Here is a 20,763-nt window from a genome sequence, read left to right on the forward strand (position 1 = left end):
GCAGAATGTGCTCCATGGGGCGTTGGAACGAGGAGAGGGTGATCGGCGCCGCGCCCGACGCACCTTCACTCGCGGCCGCGCGAAAGCTGGCACGCCCGGGGCCATGGTCCGATACAGGCAGTAACGACGTCCTGGTCTGGGGCAAGTGCCAGGGCAGCGGAAAGACTCCCTATCAGGTGAGCGTGGATATCGCCGCTCCCGCGTATCGATGCTCGTGCCCAAGCCGGAAGTTCCCGTGCAAGCACGCGCTGGCGCTGCTCCTCATGTGGGCCAGGGGCGAAACGGCCGAGGCCGGCTCGGAGACTGCCGGCTTCGCTCAGGAATGGGCGGCCCAGCGTGCGGATCGGGCCGCTGCCCGGGATCGCCGCCAGTCGGAGCAGCAGACGGATCCGGCAGCACAGGCCAAGCGGCTGGCCGACAGGATGGCTAAAATGGATGCGGGAATCGCCGATTTCGCCCGCTGGCTGACGGATCTGGCCCGGACCGGACTGGCCTCGGCCCATAACCAGCCGTATGCCTGGTGGGACGGTGTCGCCGGGCGCCTGGTGGACGCCCAGCTCCCCGGTCTGGCCGAGCAGGTGCGGGCCATGGGTTCGGACGTTCACGCCCGGGCGGACTGGGCCGACCATTTGCTCTTACGGACCGGGCGCTGGTGGGCAGTGACCAAGGCCTGGAGCAGGCGGGACGAACTGAGCGCCGCTGAGTTTGCCGATCTCCGGGTGGCGGTAGGGTGGGCCATGGCGTCTGCTGACGTCCAGGCCGGTGAATCACTTCCCGGGCCGTGGCTGGTGCTCGGTGCCCACCGGAGCGATGACGGGCGGCTCCAGCAGCAGCGAACGTGGCTTCGGGGACCCGACGGAACGGTGGTGGTCGTGCTCGATTTTGCTGCCCAGGGTGAAGCACTTGCGACACCCCAGCTCGCCGGCGCCCTGCTGGACGTCACCGTTGCACGCTATCCCGGCTCCGCACCCCAGCGGGCGATGTTCACCAGTCCCGTGGCCCCGCGGGGATTGGCCAGCAGCCTCGGTACTGGTTGCCGCATCGCGGAGGCATTGGACCAGGAATCGGCTGCGGTGGCGCTGTCCCCGTGGCGTGAGCGCCACCCAGTGCTGTTCGCGGAGGTTCGCGTCTGCCCGGGCGGGTCCGGCTGGCTGCGGGACGGTTCCGGCGCCGCCCTCCCGCTGATCGGGGCGTCCGTTGACTCCCTGCTGGCGCTGACCGGCAGCCATCCCGTCCATATTTTTGGAGAGCTGGAGGAAGGCCGCGTGCGGCCACTCTCCGTCGTCGTCCACGGAACGGTGGTGACGCCGTGACCTGGCTGTCAGACCTTCGCAGTTCAGCGCTGGTCGGCACGGGGCGGCACGCTGTACCCGCTCCAGCCGCGGAGTTGGAGTTCCGCCCGCCCGATGGCCTGTCGCGGGAGGAGTTGCTGCTCGACCAGGCGGCCCTGGCCGACGTCGTCACCCGTGCTGCCCGCCAGGCGAGTGTGGTGGACACTGCCAATCTTCCTGATCCGGCACCCCCGGATGATGCTCCGCCGGCCTCCGCTGAAGCCGTGCGGCTGTTGGATCTGCTGCTCAACCAGCCCCCTGTCGGCCCTGACCTGCGCCCGCAGCTGGTGGCCGACTGGCTGCAGTTCGCGGCTGCGTCCGGACAGCGGGTTCCGCATCGCCTGCTCCCAGCACTTCTTGCCCTGGCTGACGCAAAGCCGGGCGTGGCGGAGCATCTGCATCCGGCCATCGGAACCCGGGGCCGCTGGCTTCAGGGGCTCAGGCAACAGGGGCCAGGGCCACAGCGAACGGCTCCACAAGGGCCCGGTCCGCAGAGTTCCGGTGAGGAGCCCGGGGAAACGGCCGACTGGGCCGAGCTGAGGACGGCTGACGCCGCAGCGGAACTGGAACGGCTCCGGCGTGTGCAGCCTGGCGCTGCCCTCGACCGGCTGCGCACGCACTGGGACGCGCTCAGCGCCAGGGAACGCGCCGCCCATCTGGCCACCTTCGCCATCAATCTCGGACCCGCCGACGAAGACATGCTCGAAATTGCGCTGGACGACAAGGCAAAGAGCGTGCGGGACGTTGCCGCCGGCCTGCTTGACCGGCTCCCCGCAAGCGCCCGTGCCAACCGCATGGCCGCCCGGCTGCAGCCGCTGCTGCGCGTCAAAGGCCTGTTACGCAAGCAGTTCGAGATCGAGCTGCCGCCCGAGCCGGACCCGGCAGCCCTGCGCGACGGGATCACCGCCGCACCCCGCACCGGTGAACCTGACCGGCTGGGGCGGCTGGACACGATCATCCGCGGTGCCCCGCTCGACGTATGGACGACGGCCACCGGCCGCAGCGCCGCCGCCACACTGGCCATGCTTGACGGCGAGACACGTGCAGTCGAAACAATAACCGCCACCGCGGCCGTCCGCGCCGACACAGAGTGGGTGCGCGCACTGCTCGAAATCCGCACCGACGCGCGGCTGCTGGAATGCCTGCCGCCAGCCGACCGTGAGCACGCGCTCCTGCGCCATATCCGCACCGGTGCGGTACAGCCGGTGACGCTGGTTCCCCTGTTGCGCGACCTGCCCAGGCCGTGGGGAACTCCATTGGCAAACGCAGTCATCGAGCTGCTTGCCGCAAAGAACGGCGGCCAGCTGGCCACGATGCTGTCTGCGTTCCTGCCGATGGCACTGCCGCCCGACACGGCAGATCAGTGCCGCCGCCTGCTCCAGCGTTCCGACGACGGCGCCCCCGGACGCCGCGTCTTCCGTGACGTTGTGCAATACCAATCGTTCCGACAATCGCTGACGGAGGCTTTCCAATGACCGATGCCCAGACCGCTGCCCCGGAGATTCTCCGCGCCCACGCGGAAACTGCCTATGCCGACGAACTCCGGGCGCTGGCCGCCGTCGATGATCGTCCCCGGCCGCCGAGCTGGCGGCTGTCCCCCTGGGCGGTGGCTACCTACATCCTTGGCGGCACGCTGGCCGACGGCACACAGATCAGCCCGAAGTACCTGGGGTCGGCGCGGCTGGTGGAAATCGCGGTGGCGTCCCTTGCCACTGACCGGGGCCTGCTGCTGCTCGGGGTGCCGGGGACGGCGAAGACCTGGCTCGGCGAGCATCTGGCGGCGGCCATTTCGGGCACCTCCAAGCTGGTGGTGCAGGGCACCGCAGGCACACCGGAAGAGGCGTTGCGGTACGGCTGGAACTACGCGCGGTTGCTCGCCGACGGCCCGTCCCGGGCTGCCCTGGTGGCGGGACCGGTGATGCGTGCCATGGAGTCCGGCAGCCTGGTCCGGGTGGAGGAGCTCACCCGGATTCCGTCGGACGTGCAGGATTCGCTCATTACGATCATGAGCGAGAAGACACTGCCGATCCCCGAACTCAACACAGAGGTGCAGGCGATCAAGGGATTCAACGTCATTGCCACGGCGAACAACCGCGACAAGGGCGTCAACGACCTGTCATCGGCCCTGCGCCGGCGGTTCAACACCGTGGTCCTGCCGCTCCCGGACAGCCTTGACCGGGAGGTCGAGATTGTCACCACCCGCGTGCGCAGCCTTGGCGCAGCGCTGGAGCTTCCGGCCGATCTTGCGGCACTCTCGGAGATCCGGCGCGTGGTCACGGTGATGCGGGAACTGCGCGCCGGCGTCACCCAGGATCAGCGCACCACCCTCAAATCGCCGTCGGCAACCCTCTCCACCGCAGAAGCGATTTCGGTCATGACGAACGGCTTGTCCCTGGCTGCCCATTTCGGCGACGGCAGCGTCCGCGCCGAGGACGTGGCGGCCAGCCTGGTGGGCGCGGTGGTCAAGGATCCCGTTCAGGATCGGGTGATCTGGCAGGAGTACCTCGAAACCGTGGTCCGCAACCGGCCGGAATGGAAGGACCTCTACCGGGCCTGCCGCGACCTCGAAACCGTGAACTGACCCATGACAGACGTCCACGTGCTGGGAATCAGGCACCACGGGCCCGGTTCAGCGCGCTCGGTGGCCGAGGCCTTCGCGACCCTCCGGCCGGACCTGGTGCTGGTAGAAGGGCCGCCCGAGCTCGACCAGATCGTCCCGCTCGTTTCCGACCCGGCAATGGTTCCGCCCGTGGCGGCGCTCATCTACGCCGCCGACCAGCCCCGGCTGGCGTCGTTCTACCCGCTGGCGGCCTTTTCCCCGGAGTGGGTGGCGTTCCGTTGGGCTGCTTCGACGGGAACCCCGGCGCGGACGATCGACCTTCCCGCGGCGCACAGCTTCGCGCTGCACATAGCCGTCCCGCCCGCAGTCGAGGACACTGCAGTGGCAGATACCGCAGCGGAGGACACCAAACCTGGGGACGCCGAAGCTGCTGCACCGGCACAGCTGCCCTACCGGCCCGATGCGATTGCCATGCTGGCCCGGGCAGCCGGGTACAGCGATGCGGAGCGCTGGTGGGAGGATGCCGTTGAGCACCGCATTGCCGACCCCCTCGACAGGTTTGCGGCCATTACCGAGGCCATCGCGGAGATCCGCGCCGTTGACGACCGGCCCGCCGACCACCCGGATGTCGTCGAGAACAACCGGCGTGAAGCCGCAATGCGGCGGCTGCTGCGCGCAGCCCTCCGCGAAGGGCACGCACGGATCGCCGTGGTGTGCGGCGCTTACCACGCCCCCGCGCTGGTTCCGGCGAACTTTCCTCCCGCCGCAGCGGACAACAAGGTACTTGCCGGCCTGCCCAAGACCAAGGTGGCTGTCACGTGGGTGCCGTGGACGTCGGCTCGGCTGAGCCTGCAGACCGGGTACGGCGCCGGCGTCACGGCGCCCGGCTGGTACCAGCATCTCTTCGCCCACTGGACAGCCCCGGACTCGGCGGCTGATGTGGCCACCACCTGGCTGGTCCGGGTGGCACAGACCCTGCGCCGGGAAAAGCTCGACGCCTCGACAGCGTCCGTGCTGGAGGCCAGCCGGCTGGCCAACGCCTTGGCCGCAGTTCGCGGCCGCCCTAGCCCCGGCCTGGCGGAGCTGGACGACGCCGCGCAGGCCGTTCTCTGTGACGGCTCGCCCCTCCCGCTGGCACTGGTGCACCGCGAGCTCACCGTGGGACACGATCTGGGCAGCGTGCCGGAATCCGCGCCCACCGTCCCGCTGGCCGCTGACCTGGCCGCAACCCAGCGCCGACTGCGCCTGCAGCCCAGCGCCCTGGACGAGCTACTGACAATAGATCTCCGCAAGCCGAACCAGCTGGCCCGTTCGGTTCTGCTGCACCGGCTGGCACTGCTTGGGGTTAACTGGGGCACCCCCGCCGACACCGGCCGGACGAAGGGCACTTTCAAGGAAGCCTGGACCCTGCACTGGCAGCCGGAACTCACCATCGCCGTGGTGGAGGCCAGCCGGTACGGCACCACCCTCGCGACGGCAGCGTCAACCTGGGTTGCCGAACACGCCAGGATTTCCGGCAGCCTGGCCGACCTCAGCGGGCTGCTCGCCAGCTGCCTGCTCGCCGATTTGCCGGACGGAATCAGCGCCGTCGTGTCGGTACTCGCCGACCGAACCGCGGTGCAGCAGGACGTGGTCCCGCTGCTGGAAACCATAGCCCCGCTGGCCCGAACCTGCCGGTATGGCAATGTGCGCGGAGTGGACGTCACCGGGGTACAGCGGATCCTCGATGCAACACTGGTGCGGGCCTGCGTTGGCCTGCCCACTGCGTGCGCCGGGTTGGACGACGCCGCCGCGACCGCCATGCGGCGCGCCATCGACTCAGCGCAAGACGGCCTGTCCTTGTTGCCGGAGCTGCCCCTGGACGACTGGCACCGGGCGCTGGCCGCCGTCGCCGGTTCGGACCGGATCCATGGATCCGTCGCCGGCCGCGCCACGCGCCTGCTGATGGACGCAGGCCTGGTCAAGCGCGATGAGGTCGCGGCCCGGCTTAGCCGCCGGCTCTCGGTCGCCACGCCGGCGCCCGAGGCGGCTGCCTGGCTGGACGGTCTTCTGTCCGGCGACGCGGTGCTGCTGATTCACGATCACCACCTCCTGCAGCTTGTCGACGACTGGGTCGCCGGAGTGCGGGACGAGGTTTTCGACGACGTCCTGCCGCTGCTGCGCAGGACATTCTCCGCCTTCAGCCGCCCTGAGCGGCGGGAGATCGGCGAACAGGTGAGCCGCGGACGCAGGCCCGCACAAAGCCCCGGCGTCACCGCACTCGAGATAGGAAGCGCCGGACCGGCCGTCCGCACGATGGCCAGATATCTGGGATGGGAGGCGATCGCGTGACCGAGGCAGACACTGACGGCCGTGACGGCCGCGACCGGCTGAGCCGCTGGCGCATGGTGCTCGGCGGTCACGAGGCCGACGGCATCAGCACTGACGACGGCCGGCAGGTGGTGCTTTCGGCCGCTGATGCCCGCCGGGACAAGGTCCTGGAGGACCTGTACGGGGCGTCGAAAACAAGACCGGGAGGCCTCGGCTCGTCCAGCCCGCGGGTGGCCAGGTGGCTCGGTGACATCCGGGGCTACTTCCCGTCCAGCGTCGTCCAGGTGATGCAGGCCGACGCCATGGACCGGCTCGGCCTGCGCCAGCTGCTCCTCGAACCGGAGATGCTCCGCACCGTTCAGCCCGACATCAGCCTCGTCAGCACGCTCGTTGGACTCGGACGGGTCATCCCCGAGCATTCCCGCGAGACCGCCCGCGCGGTGGTCCGCCAGGTGACCCGCGAGTTGGAGGATCGCTTACGCGCCAAGACGGTTCAAGCCGTGTCCGGAGCGCTCAACCGGGCGGCCCGCACCCGGCGGCCCCGGCACCGGGACATCGACTGGAACCGCACTATCGCCGCGAACCTCAGGAACTACCAGCCGGAGTATCGCACCGTGGTACCGGAGCGGCTGGTGGGCTACGCCCGGCGCAGCACCGAAGTGCAGCGCGAGATCATTCTGTGCATCGACCAATCCGGATCGATGGCCGAGTCGGTGGTGTATTCCAGCGTGTTCGGGGCGGTGCTCAGTTCGCTGAGCTCCGTGCGCACCCGCCTGGTGGTCTTTGACACCGAAGTGGTGGACCTGACGGACGACATGGATGATCCGGTGGATGTGCTCTTCGGCGTGCAGTTGGGCGGCGGCACGGACATCAACCGGGCGCTCGCCTACTGCCAGGACAGGATCACCCAGCCGGCCGAGACGATCCTGGTATTGATCAGCGATCTCTACGAGGGCGGAATCGCCGAGGAGATGCTGCGGCGTGCCGCCGCAATCGTCGGAACGGGAGCCACCATGATCGCCCTGCTGGCCCTGAGCGACAGCGGCCACCCGACGTTTGATTCGAACCATGCCGCGGCCCTTGCCGGAATCGGGGTGCCGGCCTTCGCCTGCACCCCGGATCTGTTTCCCGAGCTGATGGCCGCCGCGATCGAACACCGGGACGTCAGCGAATGGGCCGCCTCGCACGGCATTGCTACGACCCACGGGAAGTAGCGCCGGCGTCGGCCTTCGCCTGATAGTGCTTATCGAAACGGTCGCGCCCCATGCGTCCCAGCTTTTCGACCGTGTGCCAACTGACCACCGCCAGCAGCAGGGTCAGCAGGATTGCGGCCACGGCCACCAGCGGCGGCAGGTCTGCCGTCGATCCGCCATTGAGCCAGAGAATGACCGGATAGTTCCAGAGGTACGCGGCGTAGGAAACCATGCCCAGGAGCTGCAACGCGCGCGTCCACCCTGGCATGATGCGCGTGCGGGAGGCGGCCAGTATTACCAGGGCGGCCGCGGCAGCCATGGCCAGCGGTCCTCCAACAAAGAAGAAGGCCGGCGATTCGTTGGCCTTGGGGAAGAACACCAACCCGGCCAGGACGAGGATTGAGCCAGCCAGGGCCACCCGTCTGGTCCGCGGGCCGGAGAACCAGCTGAACATCCGGACCCTGTACAGGCGCACTGCCGAGCCGATGATCAGCCCGAGACCCCACGTGGTCGGAAGCGCGTAGACCAAGGAGTGAAGATTAGGAGCCAAAATCAGCATCGCCAGAACGCTGGCAGTCATCAGTGAGTAGACCACCGTTGCAGACCAGCCGATCAGCCGGCCCTGGCGGTTCCTCCGCAGGGCCATGACCAGTAACGCCGGCCAGATCAGGTAGAACTGTTCTTCCACTGCCAGAGTCCAGAGCGGCCCAATGGCCATGCTGACATCGAAGGGCAGCGGCAGGTCTTTGAGGTAGCCGAAACCGGCGAGGAGGGTGTAGCCGATGATTCCCTTGGACCGGTCCCCGAGGACGTCGGCCGTCAGTTCCACCACGGCGTACACGCCAAGGAAGGCCATGAGTGCAGGCAACAGGCGGAAAGCCCGGTGCGCGTAGAAGCGGCCATACCGGATTCTGCGGTGCCGTTCGACGTCCCTGATCAGCACGCCCGTGATCAGATACCCGCTCAGCACGAAGAAGACGATCACACCGACGATGCCGGCGCCTTGAAATACCCCGGGCCACGAATGTCCCATCAGGACCAAACCAACGGCAGCACCCCGAAGGACATCGAGGCCGTCCAGCCTTCGTCGCACCAAAGGCCGTCCGGCGGTTTGCCCAGCGCTCTTCCCGGCAGCCGCCTCGACGGCTCCATCAACCAGCAACGTCATATGCCTCCCGTAGCTATTTCCGGCCGGTTCCAAGAGTCAGCTGAATCAAGGCAATAACCGGCACTTGCGTCTTGACATGGAATTTGAGTGCGGGCGCCAGGCCACGCGACGTCTACCAGTATTCCCCGCCTGGCTGGACGAAACCTGACCTCCGGCAGTGGAAGGCCCGACGCCCGGGCATTGCTGGGGCCGTAGGCTGGACCGTCTAATGTCGCGCTCATCCCATTGTGGGGACCCCACAAAATCTTGCCTCCTGTGGCGAACTAGCGTCGGTTCAGAGGAATAACCGCAGCCAGCAAAGCGCAAAGGACCTATCGATGACGATTCAGGCAAACCCCGCCACAGCCTACGAAATATTGGAGACCGCCCGCCGGCAGGTCCTCGAAGAGGGCATCGGACTGACGCAGGCGCAGCTCGAGGAAGTGCTCCGCCTGCCCGATGAAGCCCTGCCTGCCGCCCTCCAACTGGCCCATGAAGTCCGGCTGAAGCACTGCGGCGAGGACGTCGAAGTCGAAGGCATCATCTCCATCAAGACCGGCGGCTGCCCCGAGGACTGCCACTTCTGCAGCCAGTCCGGCCTGTTCGACTCCCCCGTCCGCGGCGTCTGGCTGGACATCCCCGAACTCGTCAAAGCCGCCAAGGAGACCGCCGCCACCGGCGCCACCGAGTTCTGCATCGTAGCCGCCGTCCGCGGCCCGGACATCAAGCTCATGAACCAGATCAAGTTCGCGGTCGACCGTATCAACGAAGCCGTGGACATCAACATCGCCTGTTCCCTGGGCATGCTCACCCAGCGCCAGGTGGACCAGCTTGCCGAATGGGGCGTGCACCGGTACAACCACAACCTCGAAACCGCCCGCAGCTACTTCCCCGAGGTTGTCACCACCCACAGCTACGAAGAGCGGCTGGACACCTGCAACATGGTCAAGGCCGCCGGCATGGAACTGTGCTGCGGCGCCCTGATCGGTATGGGCGAGACCCTGGAACAGCGCGCCGAACTCGCCGCCCAGCTCGCAGCCCTGGAACCGCACGAGGTCCCGCTGAACTTCCTCAACCCGCGCCCCGGCACACCGCTGGAAAACCAGGGCATCATGGACGGCAAGGACGCCCTCCGGGCCATCGCCGCGTTCCGCCTGGCCATGCCCCGCACCGTGCTGCGCTACGCCGGCGGCCGGGAACTGACCCTGGGCGACCTCGGCACCCGCGAGGGCCTCATGGGCGGCATCAACGCCGTCATCGTGGGCAACTACCTCACCACCCTGGGCCGCCCGGCCACCGCGGACCTCAACCTGCTCGTCGAGCTGAACATGCCCATCAAGGAACTCCAGAAGACGCTATGATCCCCAACCCCTCCCTAACCTCGCAAGTCCCCACCGGCTCCCAGCCTTCGCAAGCTCAGGCCGGGTCCCTCACCGGTGTGGGCCCACGGCCAGGGAACCCGGCGGTCGTGGCCCCGGTTTCGTCGGGCTCAACCAGCGTTACGTTTTGTGGGCACTGCGGTGAGCCGTCCGACGGCGGCGCCGGCCCGGCGTCGGACGTTCACCGCCGCTGCGGCGAACTACTCGCAATGGAGCCGCCGCGCTACTGCGCCGCCTGCCGCCGGCGGATGAAGGTCCAGGTGACGCCGCTGGGCTGGTCCGCGGAGTGCTCCCGCCACGGGGTGCTTGCACCATGATGGGCGCGGCGCAGCCGGGCCTGATCCAGCGGGACCGCGCGCGGCTGTGGCACCCGTACGCCCCGGCGTCCCCGGGCCTTCCGCTGTGGGAGGTTGAGGCGGCCGACGGCGTGCGGCTGCGGCTTCGGGACGAGGACGGCGCACGCCATGACGTGGTGGATGCGATGTCCTCGTGGTGGTCGGTGATCCACGGCTACCGCCACCCGGTGCTGGACGCGGCTGCCCAGGGGCAGCTGGAGCGTTTCAGCCATGTGATGTTCGGCGGCCTCACGCATGCCCCGGCGGTGGAACTGGCCGAGCGGCTGGTGGATCTGGCCCCGTCCGTGTCCGGGCGGCCGGCCTTGGAGCGGGTGTTCCTTGCGGACTCGGGTTCGGTGGCCGTGGAGGTTGCGCTGAAGCTGGCGGTGCAGTTCCAGACAGCATCCGGGCACCCACAGAGGCAGCGGTTCCTGAGCATCCGCGGCGGATACCACGGCGACACGTTCGCGGCGATGGGGGTCTGCGATCCGGTGGACGGCATGCACTCCGCCTTCCCGGGCCTGCTGGCCGGCAATGTGTTTGCGCCGCGTCCCCCGGCAGCCGCGTCGGCCACCCCCGCGGACATGCAGGCGTGGGTAGCCGCGCTCGGGGACATCGCGGCAGCGCACTCAGGGGAGCTGGCTGCGATCATCGTCGAGCCGGTCCTCCAGGGTGCCGGCGGCATGCATGCCTATCCGGCTGAATGCCTGACGGCACTGCGGCAGGCGGCGGACCGGCACGGTCTGCTGCTCATCTTCGATGAGATCGCCACCGGCTTCGGGCGCACCGGGGAGCTGTTCGCTGCCGATCATGCCGGCGTCGTGCCGGACATCATGTGCGTGGGCAAGGCCCTTACCGGCGGATACCTGACGCTGGCCGCCATGCTCTGCACGTCCGATATTGCCGCCACGGTATCCAATGGCCGGGCCGGTGCCCTGCTGCACGGCCCCACTTTCATGGGCAACCCCCTGGCATGTGCCGTCGCCAACGCCAGCCTCGGCATCATCGGCGACGGCGGCTGGCGGGCAGACGTTGCCCGGATCAACACCGGCCTGGTGTCGGGGCTCGCCCCCGCCCTGGACCTTGCGGCCGTCCGGGAGGTCCGCACCATCGGAGCGGTCGGAGTCATCGAACTGCACGACGGCGTGGACGTCACCGCAGTCACTGCCGCCGCCATCAGGCACGGGGTCTGGGTCCGGCCGTTCCGGAACCTCGTCTACACGATGCCCCCGTACATCAGCACGGCGCTGGACGTTGAGCGGATCACCGCGGGCATGACGGCGGCCGTCGCCGAAGTCCACGAGCGCGTCCCGGCCAGCTCAGGAAGCTCGTCATGAGCACCTCCATGACACAGTGGCTCGAGCGGCAGGCCGCAGTCCGGGACCGCCGCGGCCTGGTCCGCCGCCCGGTCCCCCGCGCCGCGGACGAACATTTCATCGACCTGGCCAGCAACGACTATCTGGGGCTCGCGGCGGACCCCCGGGTTGCCGGGGCAGCGGCGGCGGCCGCATCCGTGTGGGGAGCCGGCGCCACGTCCTCGCGCCTGGTGGCCGGCACCACCCGGCTGCACCTGGACCTGGAGCAGGAACTGGCCATGCTGGCCGGGATGGAGTCGGCGCTGGTGTTCTCCTCCGGCTACCTCGCCAACATCGGTGTCATCACAGCGTTGGGCGGCCCGGGGACCCTGATCGTCGCGGATGAACACTGCCACGCCTCGATGATCGACGGCTTCCGGCTCAGCCGCTCACGCACCGAATCGTTTACCCACAACGGCGTGGAGGAAGCCGGCCGCCTGCTCGCTGACCGCCCGGAGCCGCGCGCGCTGATCGCCGTCGAATCCGTCTACAGCGTCCTGGGTGACGAAGCCCCGCTCGCCGGGCTGCTGGCCCTGGCCGAGCAGCACGACGCCGTGCTGCTCATCGATGAGGCCCACAGCCTCGGGGTCACGGGCTACGGTACCTTCCACGGCCACGGCTCGGTGGCCGGGACAGCCCTCGCCGGGCATCCGAACGTTATCGTGACTGCGACGCTGTCCAAGGCCCTGGGCAGCCAGGGCGGAGCGGTCCTGGGCTCCGCCCTGCTGCGGGAACACCTCGTCAACAGGGCCCGCAGCTTCATCTTCGACACCGGCCTGGCCCCCGCCTCCGCCGCTGCGGCCCTCGCCGCGGTGCGGATCATCCGGGACGAGCCGTGGCGTGCCGGAGCCGTCAGGAACAACGCAGCTGCGCTGGCTACCGGTCTCGCCCCCGCCCTTGCAGGCCGCGGCGCCTCCGGCGACCCGCCGGCCGTCCACCCGCGCGTCGAGCAAGCATCGGGAGCTGTGCAGTCCATCGCCATGCCCTCCGCCGAATCAGCCCTGGCGGCAGCGAGGGCCGCGCGCACGGCTGGCGTCCGGATCGGCTGCTTCCGTCCGCCGTCCGTTCCGGACGGAATTTCCCGGTTGCGGCTCACTGCCCGCGCCACCCTTACCCCCGAGGAAATCGAAGACAGCTGCGCAGTGCTGCGCGGCATTTTGGAGGAACTTCCATGAACCTGCCCGGCATCATCCTGGTCACCGGAACGGACACCGGCGTCGGCAAGACCATCACGACGGCGGCCCTCGCGGCCGTCCTGCACGGAACGGGGCGCCGTGTCGCGGTGTACAAACCGTGCCAGTCGGGAGCCGCTGACGGCGATTCCGATGCAACCGAAGTTGTCAGGCTGGCCGGTGCCGTGACGGCAGAAACGGGTGTCGTTCTGCAGCAGCCGCTGGCGCCCGTCGCCGCTGCCGCCGTCGACGGCACGCCGCTCCCTCCGGTTGCTGCGCATGCTGCGAGAGTCCGTGAGCTGGCCGCGTCGCACGACCATGTTTTGGTGGAGGGCGCAGGCGGCCTTTTGGTGGAACTGGATTCCGACGGCGGCACGCTGGCAGGCCTCGGATCGCTCCTTGCGGGGGCATTTGTGCTCGTGGCCCGGCCGGCCCTCGGCACCCTGAACCACACCGCCCTGACCCTTGAAGCGCTGGCTGCACGGGGCCTTCCGGTGCTTGGCGTCGTGCTTGGCAGCTGGCCTGTCAGCCCGGGCTTCGTGCACCACAGCAACCGGCAGGTGCTCGGATCGCTGCCGGTGCCGTTGCTCGGCGCCCTTCCCGAGCAGGCCTCGGGACTGTCCCCGGAAGATTTCCGTGCCGCGGCGGTTGCCTGGCTGAACGGGCTGCCGGCATGAACCCGGCGATGGCCGCAGCGGGCTCCGCGGAGACGCTTTTGCCGGGAGAGCCGGGACAGGCTGGGAACACGGGACCGATTGGCGGCGCCGACGGCGCCCGCTGCCCGTACCTCGTGGTGCGCCATCCGGACGCGGTCCGGGACGTGCTGCACCGGCCTGCCGACTTCAGCCCCGCGAATGCCCTCGTCGCTGTTACTCCGCTGGAAGGGCGCGCCCTCCGCGTGCTCCAGCGCGTGGGCTTTGAGTTGCCTCCGGTGCTGGCCAGCAATGACACGGAAACTCACGCCGGGATCCGCAAGGTGGTGGCGGGTTTTTTCACGCCTGCCACCGTTGCCGCGATGGAGCCGCGGATCCGGGAACTGGCCCGCGAGGCAGCACGGAAGGCGGCGGACCGGCTCGGAGCATGCGGCCATGTGGAACTGGTGCAGACGGTCGCGGCGTTTCCCCCGGCGGTGGTGATGCTCGAACTCCTCGGGCTGCCCGTTCGGGACCTCGCGGACCTCAAGCGGTGGGGCCTCGACTCCATGGAGCTGTTCTGGGGCTGGCCGGGCAAGGACCGGCAACTCGAGTTGGCCTGCAATGCCGCCGAATTCTACGTCTGGCTGCGGAACCTCGTCGCGGAATCCCTGCAGGCACCCGGACGCAATCTGTTCAAATCGCTGGCCGAACACGGCCTGTCCACGCCTGAGTTGTGCTCGCTGGGGTATTTCCTGCTGATCGCAGGACAGGAAACAACCAGCCAGCTGATCAGTACCACCCTGTTCCGGTTACTTGAGGGATCCGCGCCGGTGGGCTGGATGGACGCGGCGTCCGATGCGGGCGCCGAGGCCATGGTCAGGCACGTGCTTTCCACGGAATCATCCGTCCCCACCTGGCGCCGGGTGGCCGCCCACGACACGAACCTTGCTGACGGTCTGATCCCCGCCGGGGCCGAGATCCTCCTGGAACTCAGCGGCAACCACGTCACGTCGCCGTCGGGGCCGGGCCAGTCCAACGCCTATGGCCTGGTGTTCGGCTCCGGCATTCACCGGTGCCTCGGGGCCAAGCTAGCGGAACTGGAGGCTGCTGTCACCATCCAGGAAACCGCGGCAGCGCTGCCCGGCATCCAACTGCGGGACCACAAGCCCGAATGGATCCGTCTCCTGTCCTTCCAGGCCCCGAGGACAATCACGGTGACTGGAAGCCATGGAGAATGAAGCCATGGGTGGATCGATGTATGAGCGCAAGGACCCATCAGGGCCGCCGCACTCCTCGCTGCGTGATCGTATTTGGACGGAACTCGCGGCATTCGGCCCGTTTGCAGTCCACACGGATACAAAGGGACTCAATTCTGGCGGCGTATCCACACCCGTACGGCGAGCAACGGGTGGTGAAACGGTCATCGCGCGCTTTGCCATCGAATCAGGACCGGGCGCCGGAGCCGACGCCCCCGAATGCCTGGCTACGTTCAAGCCTGATCGGCCCGGTCCTCACCATGCTGCGTTTCTCATTACAGTCCTAGCCAATGAGTTGACTGAGTTTGTCAGAGCCAGGTTGCTCTCCGGTCTCGCCCAAACCATCAGATCAATCAGTTTGGTCCAAGGCACGGCTCACAGAGTGAACGTCGATGGAGTCCCGGTCCTCGGGTGGGTGTTACTAGCGGACGGTGCAAGCGGGATTGTCTGTGAGCATCGCGACCGGATATTCATGTGGCTCGGGACGGAGCACGCAGCCATACCCCGCTCGATCTCCACAAAGACAATGACCAGCAAAGGGTGGCAGGAAGACAACTACTGATTGCCAACCTGGCGGTACGACCCACGGCCCAACCTTAGCGAGACGGAATCGGCATTCGTTTCATTGAGGTGCTTCATCCACAATTCGGTAGTCAATAGCGGTGTGGCCGACAACGTCGTTGGAGCCGAAGCCGAAGGCTGCCACCGTCATGATTGTTCGTTCGCCGATGACCAGACCGGTGTCCGGGTCAATGATCATCTCTGCCCTTTGTCCTGCACGAAGAGGCTCCGTGCGGCCGATCGCTATGCCCACCTTGCCGTCGAAGTTCGCTTGTTCGCTGGCGGTCACTCCCGGTATCAGGGCCAAGGCCTCGTAGAGCCCGGCGCGGAGGTCAGCGGGGACGAGTCCCAGTCTGAGAAGGTCGGTGATTCGGACGAAATTGTCCTCGTCCCGGGAGGCGGAGCCGCCCTGATACTGGGCGTTGAAGTGGTCGTATAAAGCCTGCCCGTCCCGCGGCAGGGCGGCGAGCTGCTCGGCATCAAGCGGGCTCCAGGGACCCCCGTAAAAATGTCCATTTTTGGCCCGGATTACCCCGTTATCCATGGGTGCAGGGCCCGCGTCTCCCCAGTCACGATCGAGCACCCAATCCTCGTCCCCGTTCCCGGGGACGTAGACGTCGATAGTTTGAGCATTCATCCGTGTGCTGATGTTCCCGGATGCGTCCACTCCGGTGACACTCCAGTTGGCGTGCGTGTGGACGAGCAAATATTCCCCCGGCTTTGCTACCGGATCCACAAACGTCATTGTCTGCTCCGCCGTGGCCCGGAGGACTCCAGCCGCATGGGCGGTTTGGGCAGTAACGCTGATCTGTCCTACGGCAAGAGTGCCGACAACCGCCGCGGCGGCTCCAAGCAAGACACGCCTGGCGATTCTGGGACGAGGCGCCGGGTTGTTTTTGACCGGCAAGCGGGAATTTTGGTTCCGGTGGCCGAGAGTCGTTGTTTTCCCAGGCCTATAACGGACCGGATCTTCGGCGCCGGCCAGCGTTGGCAGCTCGACGAGCTGCTTTCGCAAAGCCTCCCGCCGGTCAGTTTGGAACTGGCGTGTGCTCATGATGTTCTCCAACCGAGAGTGGTTCGGGCGTCAGGTTCTTCTTCATGCATGACCTGGTTGTACAAGGTTCCGAGTCTGGATTTGGCGCGGTGGAGTCGGGACTTCACCGTTCCGTCGGCGATACCTAATGCAGCACCAGCCTCCTTTGCTCCCATTCCCTCCAGGATGCACAGCGTGAGAACGTCCCGTTCCGGGGGTCTGAGCTGAGCGAATGCTTCCTTGAGTGCAGAGGCCCGGAGCTGGGATTCATCAGCCTGGGCGATGTCTTCGGCGATATCGGCTGAGTGTTCGGGTGGTGGGAGCTGAGTGAGGAAATGTCTGTAGCGGCGCTGCTGGCGCACATGATTGCGCAACGTGTTGTTGGCGGTGATCAATAGCCACGGAAGTATGGACTCATTGACCATGCGGACATTGGCCCGTCTCCGCCATGCCTCATAAAAGACCACAGCGACGACGTCCTCCGCGACATGGGCAACTCCTAGGACTCTGAGGGCGTGCCGCCAGACCCTGTCATAGTGCCGGTCGAAAAGCACCCCGAACGCATCACCGTCTCCGTTGACCACCCGATGCCACAACACCTCGTCCGAGACACCCAATTCCTCGCCCATACCTCATAGTGTCCGGTCGCCCCTGCCGGTTCCATGATTTGAGAAGAAAATTCAGCGAGGTCAAAAACTTGGGATCGTTTCGACCAAACGCCTTCCCGTGCCCATCTCAGGAAGGTCGAGCGGGACGCTTACTCGGGATTCCTGAACCTCATGCGGAGACAGAACAGCGGACGGACCGGGAAATGCAACACCCACGCCAGGAGCCGCCGGCTCGTCTATCCCACTACCCCCGCAGCAGCCATCAGCTCAAGCCCTGGCTCGATCAGTAGCACCCCGCCCCAGGAATCGTGTGCGGCGTTCCTGCCTTCGAACCCGTGCACCAGGTACAGCAGCGCCGAACAAGCAGCTTGGGTGCCTTAACGAAGTAGGCATCGCGCAGAATTACAACATGACAGGCGAATCTTCAGCTCACCACAGCTCCGGACGTGTCAAGTGATGGCGCGCAAAGGAATGGCGACGGCGGCCTTGGCCGTGACCGGCATCTTGCTGGCCGGATGCGCCACTCCCGATGTTGCGCGGCCGGGAGGCACGACACCGGCAGACACGCGTTTGGAAGCCTCCGGCACGACGACGACAGGACCTGACATGACCATGGATTCCCCTGCCCCCGGCGACGCAAGCAGCCTGGCGGCTTCGCTTTTTGCACCGCTGGACCTAAGCCTTCCGGCGAGTGCCGACGGCCTTGCGGTGGACCAGACTCCGCTTGATCCTTTTACCGGTGCTTCCCTGACGAGTTTCACGGCCGACACTGAGGAGATGAAGTCCATCTGTGTGTCGGCGGGTTCGATGGTGGCCCCCAATGCGGAGATCGTTGCCCAGGACGCGAAGGTGCTGCGCGGCGTCGGGATTGAGCCAGGTTCCACCCTGTGTTCCAAGGACACAGACTCCGGACGGGGGCCGGCATTCCGGGTAGTCATCCCGCCGAAAGACTCGGGAAAGATCCACGTGGCGATCTACCAGCTCCCCGCTGGGCGCTGACGACCTCGCCTGCATGCCTTGAGTGACTGCCGCGGAGCCGTGGGATCACCCTCGAAGCCTGCGCCTACTGGCGAGTCGCGTCGCGAGGGCCGCTGGAAAGTCTGCCGACTGTCCGGGCTGCGATGGTGAAGAGGCTGACTGTTCCGGCCAGGACCAGCAGCGCGGTGAAGGCGAGGAGTTGGCTGAGGAACATCAGTGCTGCCACACCGAGCGTGCCGGCGTAAGTCAGGGCGGAGCTGAGGTTCGTGGTTTCGTTCACTGGTTGCACCGGCTGTCGGATTTATCCGGCATGCCCCCGATATTGGGGCCGCTTTCGATGACCGGACGCGTTTGTACTTCCACAGCTCCCCCAAGCTCGACGAGCTTCTACTCTACGGGGCAGATGCGGTTGGGGACGCCCCGCCACGGGGATCGGTGGTGCTAGTGCTCTGCCGGCGGGGCGGACGGAGGCCTGTTTTGGGCGCCGAACGGATCAGGTCGGCTGCACGGCCTGAACCAAGCGCCTCTCTTAGGAGGGTGGAACGGGCATGAGTGCAGCGTTTAGGCTACCGCACTCCCAAGGACGTGGTTACTCTTAGTTCCACAAGATGCTGGGGGGAGCAAAACATGAAACCAATTACTGTTGACGGCGGCAAGGGCACGGTGGAACTCGGTGCCGAGGGAGTTCTCCACCTTGTGTGGAAGCCGGCCACTGTTCTGGTGGCCGAGGATGTACATGCTGCGATGGCCAAGGTCAATGAGGTTGCCGGCGATGCCGAGTATCCGATGTTGATCGACATAACGAACACCCAAATGGTGACTCGTCAGGCCAAGTCCGTTTTCAGTACCCGGTGCGCCGCTTCGCGAATTGCCCTGCTTGGTTCAAACCCGGTGAATCGTGTTATTGCCAACTTCGCTATGGCCCGGCGGACCCTCCCGTGTCCCACCCGGTTTTTCACCTCCCGCGATGAGGCCATGACCTGGCTTCTCGGTACTCCGCTTCCCTAATCTGGATCGTTGTGTGAGGGCGGAGGGCTTTCACCGGAGGAGGCGTTTCAATCCTCCGGATGAGTGTCCCGATCATTCCTTCACCATCGTTATGCCACGCTCTCCAGCGCACCGGCCCGGGACTGAACGCCAAAGTAGTCGCCCTTGAAAAACAGCAGCGGTTCCGCGTCACTGCGTGCGCTCAGCGCGCGGACAGCCCCCACCACAATAGTGTGGTCGCCGCCGTCGTATTCCGAGTGCAGTTCGCAATCCACCCAGGCCAGGGCCTGGTCCAGCACCGGGTTTCCCAGCGGCGATGGCGAATGGTCGACACCGGCGAACTTGTTGGTGCCCGAACGGGCGAACTGACCCGCCAGGTGCTGGTGTTCAGCCGGCAGGATGTTCACGGTGAACCGTCCCGCTTCCCGCAGCAGGGGCCACGTAGTCGAGGACCGTGCCGGGCTGAACGTCACCAGTGCCGGTTCCAGTGACAAGGACGAGAAGGACTGGCACGTGAAGCCGGCCGGGCCGTCCTTTGTGGCGGCGGTGATCACCGTCAGGCCGGTCGCGAAATGGCCCAGGATGGTGCGGAGTCGGCGCGGTGTGAGATCAGAATGTTCCGTCATGGCAGGTCCTTTCGAAGCTTGTCCACCCCAATCAATCACCCTGCTTACCGGTTCCCAACCGCGGCTGAAACGAACGGACGCGGGGGGAAACACGGGTTCACCCTCCGAAGCATGGCGTAAGAATCACGTCCGCCGCGGGACCACCCACCCCTTGTCCATCTTTTCGGTCGCTGCCTCCCGGTGCCGGCCGGCGTGGTATTAGTGCCGGCCGGCGTCAGTGACGTGCTTCAGCGGCCCGGGTAGACCACGGCTTTGAGCTGGCCGGGCTGCTTGCCGGCTTTGAGTGCGTCGTCGGAGTCGGCGAGTGCAAACTTGCCGGTGACCAGGACGTCCAGGTCCACTTTGCCGTCCGCGATCAGCTGGATGGCGAGGGGCCAGGTGTTGGTGTAGCGGAACACGCCCGAAAGCCAGATCTCACGGTTCTGGATGTATGAAACGGGGAGTTCGACGTCGTCCGCTCCCAACCCGACCAGGATGACCTTTCCGGCCGGTCCCACGGCTTTGATGCCGGAACGTACCGCCTGTGGCGCGCCGGAAGCGTCGATGAACGCATCGACGTCGAGCCCTTCCAAACTGTCCGTCCTGGCGTTGAGCGCGTGGGTCGCCCCGTGCTCCAGCGCAAAAGCCAGCCGGTCCTCGGCGATGTCGCTGATGTAGATTTCGGTGGCGCCGAACGCGCGGGCGGCCTGGGCGGCGATGATGCCGATCGGACCGGCTCCGGCGATCAGGACCCGGCTGCCGGGCCTGATCTCCGCCCGCTCGCAGGCCCAGAGACCGACCGAGAGCGGTTCGATGAGCGCAGCCGCCTCGTCGCTGACGCTGTCCGGGATGTCGAACGCGAAGTCGCTCTGGATGGTCACGTATTCCGCGAACGCGCCGTCGATCGGCGGGGTGGCGTAGAACTCGATGTCCGGGCACAGGTTGTAGCGGCCTGCTTTGCACTGCTTGCAGGTGCGGCACGGGCGCTGGGGTTCGACGGCGACCCGGTTGCCGATGCGGGCAGGGTCCACGGCGCCTCCGACGGCGGCGATCCGGCCGGAGAGTTCGTGGCCCAGGATCAGCGGGTGGTCCACCACGTAGTCGCCGATCCGGCCGTGCTCGTAATAGTGGACGTCGCTGCCGCAGACGCCGACGGCGGCAACCTGGACCAGGACCTGGTCGGCGTCGAGCTGCGGCAGGGGCAGAGTTTCCATGGCCATGTCGCCCTGGCGTTTCAGGATGGAGGCGCGCATGGTGGTTGGCAGCTCCGGCTGTCCGAGGGCCGCGGACTGGGCGGTCGATGTTGTCATTGGTGTAG

Annotated in this window: 20 protein-coding genes; 13 read left to right on the forward strand and 7 right to left on the reverse strand. The window is 66.9% G+C overall.

Features of this window, described 5'->3' with window-relative positions:
* Positions 1-14: 14 nt before the first annotated feature.
* From J2805_RS06855 to J2805_RS06875, 5 genes are read left to right on the forward strand one after another with little or no spacing between them, the layout of a single operon-like run.
* Positions 15-1,313: an SWIM zinc finger family protein gene (locus J2805_RS06855; RefSeq protein ID WP_309971182.1), complete on the forward strand. Its 1,299-nt coding sequence runs from the start codon at positions 15-17 to the stop codon at positions 1,311-1,313.
* Positions 1,310-2,806 carry a DUF5691 domain-containing protein gene (locus J2805_RS06860; protein ID WP_309971184.1) on the forward strand — a complete coding sequence of 499 codons (1,497 nt, stop codon included), beginning with the start codon at positions 1,310-1,312 and terminating at the stop codon, positions 2,804-2,806. Before J2805_RS06855 ends, J2805_RS06860 begins: the two co-directional genes overlap by 4 nt.
* Entirely contained in the window at positions 2,803-3,912 is a 1,110-nt protein-coding gene (locus J2805_RS06865; protein ID WP_309971187.1) for an ATP-binding protein, read from the forward strand. Before J2805_RS06860 ends, J2805_RS06865 begins: the two co-directional genes overlap by 4 nt.
* Before the next feature lie 3 nt (positions 3,913-3,915).
* The gene (locus tag J2805_RS06870; protein WP_309971190.1) at positions 3,916-6,222 is read left to right on the forward strand and encodes a DUF5682 family protein; all 2,307 of its coding nucleotides are present in this window, start codon (positions 3,916-3,918) and stop codon (positions 6,220-6,222) included.
* Positions 6,219-7,415, forward strand: a complete 1,197-nt coding sequence (locus J2805_RS06875; RefSeq protein ID WP_309971193.1) for a VWA domain-containing protein — start codon at positions 6,219-6,221, stop codon at positions 7,413-7,415. The genes J2805_RS06870 and J2805_RS06875 overlap by 4 nt, the downstream gene beginning before the upstream one ends.
* On the opposite strand, the gene J2805_RS06880 is transcribed toward J2805_RS06875, so the two are convergent.
* The gene (locus tag J2805_RS06880; RefSeq protein ID WP_309971195.1) at positions 7,396-8,562 is read right to left on the reverse strand and encodes an acyltransferase family protein; all 1,167 of its coding nucleotides are present in this window, start codon (positions 8,560-8,562) and stop codon (positions 7,396-7,398) included. The two genes, J2805_RS06875 and J2805_RS06880, sit on opposite strands and share 20 nt — an antisense overlap.
* Before the next feature lie 317 nt (positions 8,563-8,879).
* Between J2805_RS06880 and bioB the strand changes: the two genes are divergently transcribed.
* From bioB to J2805_RS06905, 6 genes are read left to right on the forward strand one after another with little or no spacing between them, the layout of a single operon-like run.
* Complete coding sequence (gene bioB / locus J2805_RS06885; RefSeq protein WP_309971198.1) at positions 8,880-9,902, forward strand: biotin synthase BioB; 1,023 nt, start codon at positions 8,880-8,882, stop codon at positions 9,900-9,902.
* The gene (bsaP, locus tag J2805_RS24055) at positions 9,899-10,237 is read left to right on the forward strand and encodes a biotin synthase auxiliary protein BsaP (protein ID WP_463675095.1); all 339 of its coding nucleotides are present in this window, start codon (positions 9,899-9,901) and stop codon (positions 10,235-10,237) included. Before bioB ends, bsaP begins: the two co-directional genes overlap by 4 nt.
* The gene (locus J2805_RS06890; RefSeq protein WP_309971200.1) at positions 10,234-11,592 is read left to right on the forward strand and encodes an adenosylmethionine--8-amino-7-oxononanoate transaminase; all 1,359 of its coding nucleotides are present in this window, start codon (positions 10,234-10,236) and stop codon (positions 11,590-11,592) included. The genes bsaP and J2805_RS06890 overlap by 4 nt, the downstream gene beginning before the upstream one ends.
* A gap of 8 nt (positions 11,593-11,600) precedes the next feature.
* Positions 11,601-12,785: an 8-amino-7-oxononanoate synthase gene (locus J2805_RS06895; RefSeq protein WP_396134260.1), complete on the forward strand. Its 1,185-nt coding sequence runs from the start codon at positions 11,601-11,603 to the stop codon at positions 12,783-12,785.
* Positions 12,782-13,459 (forward strand): dethiobiotin synthase, encoded by a 678-nt coding sequence (gene bioD, locus J2805_RS06900; RefSeq protein ID WP_309971205.1) that lies wholly within the window; start codon positions 12,782-12,784, stop codon positions 13,457-13,459. The genes J2805_RS06895 and bioD overlap by 4 nt, the downstream gene beginning before the upstream one ends.
* Positions 13,456-14,655, forward strand: coding sequence for a cytochrome P450 family protein (locus tag J2805_RS06905; protein WP_309971207.1), 1,200 nt, complete (start codon positions 13,456-13,458; stop codon positions 14,653-14,655). The genes bioD and J2805_RS06905 overlap by 4 nt, the downstream gene beginning before the upstream one ends.
* Positions 14,656-15,295: 640 nt before the next feature.
* Here J2805_RS06905 and J2805_RS06910 read toward each other — a convergent pair.
* From J2805_RS06910 to J2805_RS06920, 3 genes are all read right to left on the reverse strand, one after another.
* Entirely contained in the window at positions 15,296-15,970 is a 675-nt protein-coding gene (locus J2805_RS06910) for a hypothetical protein (protein ID WP_309971210.1), read from the reverse strand.
* A 314-nt stretch (positions 15,971-16,284) separates the two neighbouring features.
* Entirely contained in the window at positions 16,285-16,896 is a 612-nt protein-coding gene (locus J2805_RS06915) for an RNA polymerase sigma factor (protein WP_309971213.1), read from the reverse strand.
* Positions 16,897-17,324: 428 nt separating this feature from the next.
* Positions 17,325-17,483 (reverse strand): hypothetical protein, encoded by a 159-nt coding sequence (locus tag J2805_RS06920; protein ID WP_309971215.1) that lies wholly within the window; start codon positions 17,481-17,483, stop codon positions 17,325-17,327.
* On the opposite strand from J2805_RS06920, the gene J2805_RS06925 reads away from it, so the two are divergent.
* Positions 17,482-17,874 carry a hypothetical protein gene (locus tag J2805_RS06925; RefSeq protein ID WP_309971218.1) on the forward strand — a complete coding sequence of 131 codons (393 nt, stop codon included), beginning with the start codon at positions 17,482-17,484 and terminating at the stop codon, positions 17,872-17,874. The genes J2805_RS06920 and J2805_RS06925 overlap by 2 nt on opposite strands.
* 64 nt (positions 17,875-17,938) lie before the next feature.
* On the opposite strand, the gene J2805_RS06930 is transcribed toward J2805_RS06925, so the two are convergent.
* The gene (locus J2805_RS06930; RefSeq protein ID WP_309971220.1) at positions 17,939-18,133 is read right to left on the reverse strand and encodes a hypothetical protein; all 195 of its coding nucleotides are present in this window, start codon (positions 18,131-18,133) and stop codon (positions 17,939-17,941) included.
* A 347-nt stretch (positions 18,134-18,480) separates the two neighbouring features.
* Here J2805_RS06930 and J2805_RS06935 point away from each other — a divergent pair, with 347 nt between their 5' ends.
* Positions 18,481-18,861 carry a DUF7793 family protein gene (locus tag J2805_RS06935; protein WP_309971223.1) on the forward strand — a complete coding sequence of 127 codons (381 nt, stop codon included), beginning with the start codon at positions 18,481-18,483 and terminating at the stop codon, positions 18,859-18,861.
* A gap of 89 nt (positions 18,862-18,950) precedes the next feature.
* On the opposite strand, the gene J2805_RS06940 is transcribed toward J2805_RS06935, so the two are convergent.
* Positions 18,951-19,466: a flavin reductase family protein gene (locus J2805_RS06940; RefSeq protein WP_309971225.1), complete on the reverse strand. Its 516-nt coding sequence runs from the start codon at positions 19,464-19,466 to the stop codon at positions 18,951-18,953.
* A 227-nt stretch (positions 19,467-19,693) separates the two neighbouring features.
* Entirely contained in the window at positions 19,694-20,755 is a 1,062-nt protein-coding gene (locus J2805_RS06945; RefSeq protein ID WP_309971228.1) for an NAD(P)-dependent alcohol dehydrogenase, read from the reverse strand.
* Between the last annotated feature and the right edge of the window lie 8 nt (positions 20,756-20,763).

This window comes from Arthrobacter oryzae (assembly GCF_031454875.1).
Taxonomy (GTDB): domain Bacteria; phylum Actinomycetota; class Actinomycetes; order Actinomycetales; family Micrococcaceae; genus Arthrobacter; species Arthrobacter oryzae_D.

What these genes read in the sequence shown, in the direction of transcription:
- J2805_RS06855 (WP_309971182.1), top strand. Translation starts at nt 15, where the DNA reads ATGGGGCGTTGGAACGAGGAGAGGGTGATCGGCGCCGCGCCCGACGCA.
- J2805_RS06865 (WP_309971187.1), top strand. Translation starts at nt 2,803, where the DNA reads ATGACCGATGCCCAGACCGCTGCCCCGGAGATTCTCCGCGCCCACGCG.
- J2805_RS06870 (WP_309971190.1), top strand. Translation starts at nt 3,916, where the DNA reads ATGACAGACGTCCACGTGCTGGGAATCAGGCACCACGGGCCCGGTTCA.
- J2805_RS06880 (WP_309971195.1), bottom strand. Translation starts at nt 8,562, where the DNA reads ATGACGTTGCTGGTTGATGGAGCCGTCGAGGCGGCTGCCGGGAAGAGC.
- bioB (WP_309971198.1), top strand. Translation starts at nt 8,880, where the DNA reads ATGACGATTCAGGCAAACCCCGCCACAGCCTACGAAATATTGGAGACC.
- bsaP (WP_463675095.1), top strand. Translation starts at nt 9,899, where the DNA reads ATGATCCCCAACCCCTCCCTAACCTCGCAAGTCCCCACCGGCTCCCAG.
- J2805_RS06890 (WP_309971200.1), top strand. Translation starts at nt 10,234, where the DNA reads ATGATGGGCGCGGCGCAGCCGGGCCTGATCCAGCGGGACCGCGCGCGG.
- J2805_RS06895 (WP_396134260.1), top strand. Translation starts at nt 11,601, where the DNA reads ATGACACAGTGGCTCGAGCGGCAGGCCGCAGTCCGGGACCGCCGCGGC.
- bioD (WP_309971205.1), top strand. Translation starts at nt 12,782, where the DNA reads ATGAACCTGCCCGGCATCATCCTGGTCACCGGAACGGACACCGGCGTC.
- J2805_RS06905 (WP_309971207.1), top strand. Translation starts at nt 13,456, where the DNA reads ATGAACCCGGCGATGGCCGCAGCGGGCTCCGCGGAGACGCTTTTGCCG.
- J2805_RS06915 (WP_309971213.1), bottom strand. Translation starts at nt 16,896, where the DNA reads ATGGGCGAGGAATTGGGTGTCTCGGACGAGGTGTTGTGGCATCGGGTG.
- J2805_RS06925 (WP_309971218.1), top strand. Translation starts at nt 17,482, where the DNA reads ATGACCATGGATTCCCCTGCCCCCGGCGACGCAAGCAGCCTGGCGGCT.
- J2805_RS06920 (WP_309971215.1), bottom strand. Translation starts at nt 17,483, where the DNA reads ATGTCAGGTCCTGTCGTCGTCGTGCCGGAGGCTTCCAAACGCGTGTCT.
- J2805_RS06935 (WP_309971223.1), top strand. Translation starts at nt 18,481, where the DNA reads ATGAAACCAATTACTGTTGACGGCGGCAAGGGCACGGTGGAACTCGGT.
- J2805_RS06940 (WP_309971225.1), bottom strand. Translation starts at nt 19,466, where the DNA reads ATGACGGAACATTCTGATCTCACACCGCGCCGACTCCGCACCATCCTG.
- J2805_RS06945 (WP_309971228.1), bottom strand. Translation starts at nt 20,755, where the DNA reads ATGACAACATCGACCGCCCAGTCCGCGGCCCTCGGACAGCCGGAGCTG.